This window comes from Streptomyces milbemycinicus (assembly GCF_002154605.1).
In the GTDB taxonomy this organism is placed as follows: domain Bacteria; phylum Actinomycetota; class Actinomycetes; order Streptomycetales; family Streptomycetaceae; genus Streptomyces; species Streptomyces milbemycinicus.
In genome coordinates this window covers 1-5,463 of sequence record NZ_MUNE01000513.1, presented here as the reverse complement: position 1 = coordinate 5,463, position 5,463 = coordinate 1, and the positions used below count along the sequence as shown (strand labels likewise).

At 74.2% G+C, this 5,463-nt stretch carries 1 protein-coding gene; it reads left to right on the top strand.

The features are described 5' to 3' along the window. On the top strand, positions 1-5,463 hold a 5,463-nt coding region (locus tag CCN51_RS36065), incomplete at both ends, for a type I polyketide synthase (protein ID WP_143675992.1).

Genomic DNA, 5,463 nt, shown 5'->3' with positions numbered 1-5,463 from the left:
CCTTCCAGCGCGAGCGCTACTGGGTGGCAGCGGGCCGTACGGCCGGCGATCTCAGCGCGGCGGGCCTGCGGCCGGTGGAACACCCTCAGTTGTCGGCCGCGACGGGGCTCGCCGACGGCGGGCTTCTGCTCACCGGGCGACTTCCGGCCGCCGGTGACGCCGGCTGGCTGAGCGAGCACGAGGTCGCGGGCGTGGTCCTGCTGCCCAGCACGGCACTTGTGGAGTGGGCGCTGAGGGCGGCCGACGAGGCGGGCTGCGGCGACCTCGAAGAGCTGACCCTGGAGGTGCCCCTGACTCTGTCGGCCACCTCCGAGCTGCGGGTCCAGGTCGTGGTGGACGCCCCCGACGAGGACGGGCGCCGCGAGCTACGCGTCTGCTCCCAGCCCGCGTCCGGCTCACCGGAGGGACCCGGGGAACGGGACACCTGGGCCTGCCACGCGACGGGCACTCTCGCATCCGGCACAGCTGCCGGGACGACGGCCGGGACGGAGCTCACGGGTGCCTGGCCCCCCGCCGGTGCCTCGCCGGTGGACATCGCCGATCTGTACGCGCGCACCGAGGCGGCCGGTTACCGGTACGGCCCGACGTTCCGGGGCGTCCAGGCGGTGTGGCGACACGGCGCCGATCTCCTCGCCGAGGTGGCCCTGGACCAGGGAGCCGAGGAGAACACCGACGGGTTCGGCATTCATCCCGCGCTGCTCGAAGCGGCCCTGCACCCGGTGGCGCTGGACCACCAGCGGGCCGACGGCGCGCTGTGGCTGCCGTTCGTCTGGAGCGGCGTATCGCTGCACGCGGGCGGCGCGACCGGCGTTCGCGTCCGGCTCCGTGCGCGACAGTCGGAGGACGGCGAAGGCCGCGAGCTGAACGTCGTCGTCGCGGACCCGACCGGCGCCCCCGTGCTCAGCGTGGATTCGGTCACGCTGCGCCCTGCCGAGAGCGACTGGTTGAAGGCCGCCGAACGGCGTGGCGCGGGCGGCCTGTTCACGGTGGAGTGGACGCCGCTGCCGCCGCCGGAGGACCGGCCCGAGCCGACGGAGACCGACGACGTGGTCCTCACCGCCGTGGCGCCGACGGCCGACACCGGGACCGGGAGCGAGACGGGGCTGGCCACTGCCCGGCGCGCGCTTGGCCTCATCCAGGACTGGCTGGCCGAGCCGCGGTCACCGGATTCCCGGCTGGTGCTGGTCACCTCCGGCGCGGTCTCGGTCGGCGACGACGGGCCCGCGGAGCCGGGTGGCGCGGCCGTCTGGGGCCTGGTCCGCGCGGTCCAGGCCGAGCACCCGGGCCGGATCACGCTGGTCGACACCGACACCGACACCGACACCGACACCGGCACCGACACGAGCGGGAGCGAAAAGCTGTTCGAGGCGGTCCACCGAGCCATCGACGCGGACGAGCCGCAGATCGCGGTCCGTTCGGGCGTGGTCTCGGTCCCGCGTCTGCTGCGTGCCGTCGAGCGGCCCGAGGAGCGCACGGAGGTCGATCTCTCCGGCGGCACGGTGGTGGTGGCCGGTGACCCCGGTCTGTTGCACGACGTGGTCGCCGAGCATCTGGTGCGCGCGTACGGCGCCCCGCGGCTGCTGCTGCTCTCCCGCCACGGCGGCGAGGCCCCCGAAGCGGCCGCCCTGGTCCAGCGGCTGACGGCGCTGGGGGCGGAGGTGGAGGCGGCGGAGGCCGATGTCGCCGACCACACCGCCCTGGCCGCGGCGCTGGAGGCGATTCCCGACAGCCACCCGCTGGTGGGCGTCGTACACATCGCCGAGGCGGCCGACGCGGCCCCGGTGGAAGCCTGGGACGACGAGCGACTGTCGCGGACGTGGGCGACGAAGGCCACCGGCACGTGGAATCTGCACACCCTCACCCGTGACCTGCCGCTGCGGATGTTCGTGGTGCTCTCCTCCGCCGCCGACGCCGTGGCCGGCCCGGGCCAGGCCGGACACGCCGCCGCCCACTCCTGCGCCGATGCGCTGATCGCCCACCGGCGTTCCGCCGGGCTCCCGGGCGCCGGCCTGGCCTGGGCCTTGGAAGAACGGGCCACGCCCCACGCCCTGCACCTGTTCGACACGGCGCCGCACCTCACCCACCCGGTGGCCGTGGTCGCCGACCTGGACTCCACCCGACTGGGACCCACGGTCCCCGCGCTGCTGCGCGCCCTGGCCCGGCCCGCCCGGCGCCGCGCCGCGGAACGGCGATCGGCGGCAAGCGCCCTGGCCTCACGCCTCACCGGTCTCGACAGCTCCGGACAGCGTGAACTGATGCTGGAAACGGTGCGCCAGATGGCCGCCGTGGTCCTGGGCCACTCCTCCGACGCGGCCATCAGGCCCGAAGCCGCCTTCAAGGAGCTGGGCTTCGACTCCCTCACAGCGGTCGGACTGCGCAACCGCCTGGCCGAGGCCACCGGGCTGCGCCTGCCCGCCGGCCTGGTCTTCGACTATCCGACCCCCCGGGGCCTCGCCGACCACCTCTTGCAGCGCCTGACCGCCACCACGTCCACCTCCTCGCCTCTCGCGGTAACGCCGGCCCGGGCCGGCGCCGTGGACGACGAGCCGATCGCGGTGGTGGCGATGGCGTGCCGCTTCCCTGGCGGGGTGACCACGCCCGAGGAGTTGTGGGACCTGGTCGCGGCGGGACGGGAGGTGGTGGGCCCGTTCCCCACCAACCGTGGCTGGGACCTGGCCAACCTGTTCCACCCCGACTCCGACCACCCCGGCACCACCTACGCCTCCGAGGGCGCGTTCATCTATGACGTCGACGGCTTCGACGCGGCCTTCTTCGGCATCAACCCCCGCGAAGCCCTCGCCATGGACCCCCAGCAGCGCCTCGTCCTGGAAACCGCCTGGGAAGCCCTCGAACGCGCCGGCATCGACCCCCACACCCTCCAAGAGAGCCTGACCGGCGTCTACACCGGCGTCATCTACCATGACTACGCCACCGGCCTGCCCCCCGGCGACCCCCGCCTGGACGGCTACACCATGCTCTCCAGCATCGGCAGCATCATCTCCGGCCGGGTGGCGTACACCCTCGGCCTCCAGGGCCCCGCCGTCACCGTCGACACCGCCTGCTCCTCCTCCTTGGTCTCCATGCACCTCGCCGCCGGGGCCCTCCGCCAGGGCGAATGCGACCTGGCGCTCGCGGGCGGCGTGACCGTCATGGCCACCCCCGACCCGTTCACCGGGTTCTCCCGGCAGCGCGGCCTGGCGCCCGACGGCCGGTGCAAGCCGTTCGCCGCCGCCGCCGACGGCACCAGCCTGAGCGAGGGAGCCGGGCTCGTCGTGCTCGAACGGCTCTCCGACGCCCGCCGCAACGGCCATCAGGTGCTCGCCGTACTGCGCGGATCCGCGATCAACCAGGACGGCGCGAGCAACGGTCTGACCGCCCCCAACGGCCCCTCCCAGCAACGCGTCATCGCCCAGGCCCTCGCCAACGCCGCTCTGGGCCCCGCCGACATCGACGCCGTCGAGGCCCACGGCACCGGCACCACCCTCGGCGACCCCATCGAGGCCCAGGCCCTCCTGGCCACCTACGGCCAAGGCCGCCCCGACGACCGGCCGCTGTGGCTCGGCTCGGTCAAGTCCAACATCGGCCACACCCAGGCCGCCAGCGGCATCGCCGGTGTCATCAAGATGATCATGGCCCTGCGTCACGGTCGGCTGCCCGCCAGCCTCCACATCGACGAACCCAGCCCGCACATCGACTGGACCGCCGGAAACGTCGAACTCCTCACCGAACCCACCGACTGGCCCGCGACCGGCCACCCCCGCCGCGCCGGTGTGTCCTCCTTCGGCGCCTCCGGTACCAACGCTCATGTGATCCTGGAAGAGGCGCCCCCACCGCCCGATCCCGCGCCCGAACCGGCCGCCGCGCCCGCCATCGCGGGCGGCGTGGTGCCCTGGCCGCTGTCGGCGCGGGACGAGCAGGCGCTGCGCGAGCAGGCCTCGGCGCTCGCCGAGCACCTGGGGACCGACGACCGTGCGTCGGTCGCGGACGTGGGATGGTCCTTGGCCACGACACGGGCGATGTTCGAGCGGCGGGCCGTGATCGTCGGGGAGGGCCGCGAGGAGATGGCCGCCGCCCTGGAGGCGCTGGCCGACGGGTCCCCCCACCCCGGCCTGTCCACCCCCGGTGGCACCGCTTCGGACACGCCGGGGAAGACGGTGTGGCTGTTCTCCGGACAAGGCAGCCAGCGCCCCGGCATGGGCGCCGACCTCTACCGGCGTTTCCCCGTCTTCGCCGAGGCCTTCGACGAGGTCCGCGCGCTCCTGGACCCCCACCTCGATCACCCGCTCGCCGACGTGGTCTTCGCCACCGACCCCGGACACGGCGACCTGATCCACCACACCACCTACACCCAGGCCGGGCTCTTCGCCCTCCACATCGCCCTCGCCCGCCTGCTGGGCGACATGGGCCTGGCGCCCGACGCGGTCGCCGGACACTCCATCGGTGAGATCAGCGCCGCCCACCTCGCCGGTGTGCTCTCCCTGGAGGACGCCGCCCAACTCGTCGCCGCCCGCGCCACCCTCATGGGCGGCCTCCCGTCCGGCGGCGCCATGGCCACCGTGAACGCCGACGAACAGGAGATCACCGCCACCCTGGCCGACTATCCCGACCTGGCCATCGCCGCGATGAACACCCCCACACACACCGTCGTCTCCGGCCCCGCCGACCAGGTCGCCGCCCTCACCGCCGCCTGGCGGGAGCGAGGCCGCAAGACCCGCGCCCTCCCGGTCTCCCACGCCTTCCACTCTCCCCAGATGGAGCCCATCCTCGTCCCCTTCACCGAGGCCATCGGCCACCTGGCCTTCCACCCGCCCCGCATCCCGCTCATCAGCAACCTCACCGGCGAGCCCGCGGGCGAGGACATCGCCACACCCGATTACTGGGCCCGCCACATCCGCAGGCCCGTCCACTTCCACCAGAGCATCACCCACCTCGCCGAGGACACGGCCGTCTTCCTGGAGCTGGGCCCCGCTCCCGTACTGACCCACGCCGTCCACCACACCCTCCCCGAGGAGACCACAGCCACCGCGCTCGCCACCCTCACCGGTAAGCAACCCGACGTGCCCGCCCTGGCCCACAGCCTGGCGGCGCTGCACACCGGTCACGCCCCGGTGGACTGGACGCCCTGGTTCCGCACCGATCCGGCCCCCAGGACCGTGGGCCTGCCCACCTACCGCTTCCAGCGCCGGCCGTACTGGATCGCCCCCCGCGCCTCCGGCGGCGCCACCCCCGGCGGTACCGGCCTGGACCACCCGCTGCTGGACACCGCGGCGGCTCTGGCGGACGGCGGCATGGTGCTCACCGGGAGCGTCCCTCCGGCCGACCACGACAGCTGGCTCACCGAGCGCGCCATCGCGGGAACCGTCGTGCTGCCCGGCACCGCCCTCCTCGAACTCGCCCTCCGCTGCGCCGAGGACACCCGCAGCCCCCACGTCGAGGAGCTTCTCCTCCACCACCCCCTCACCC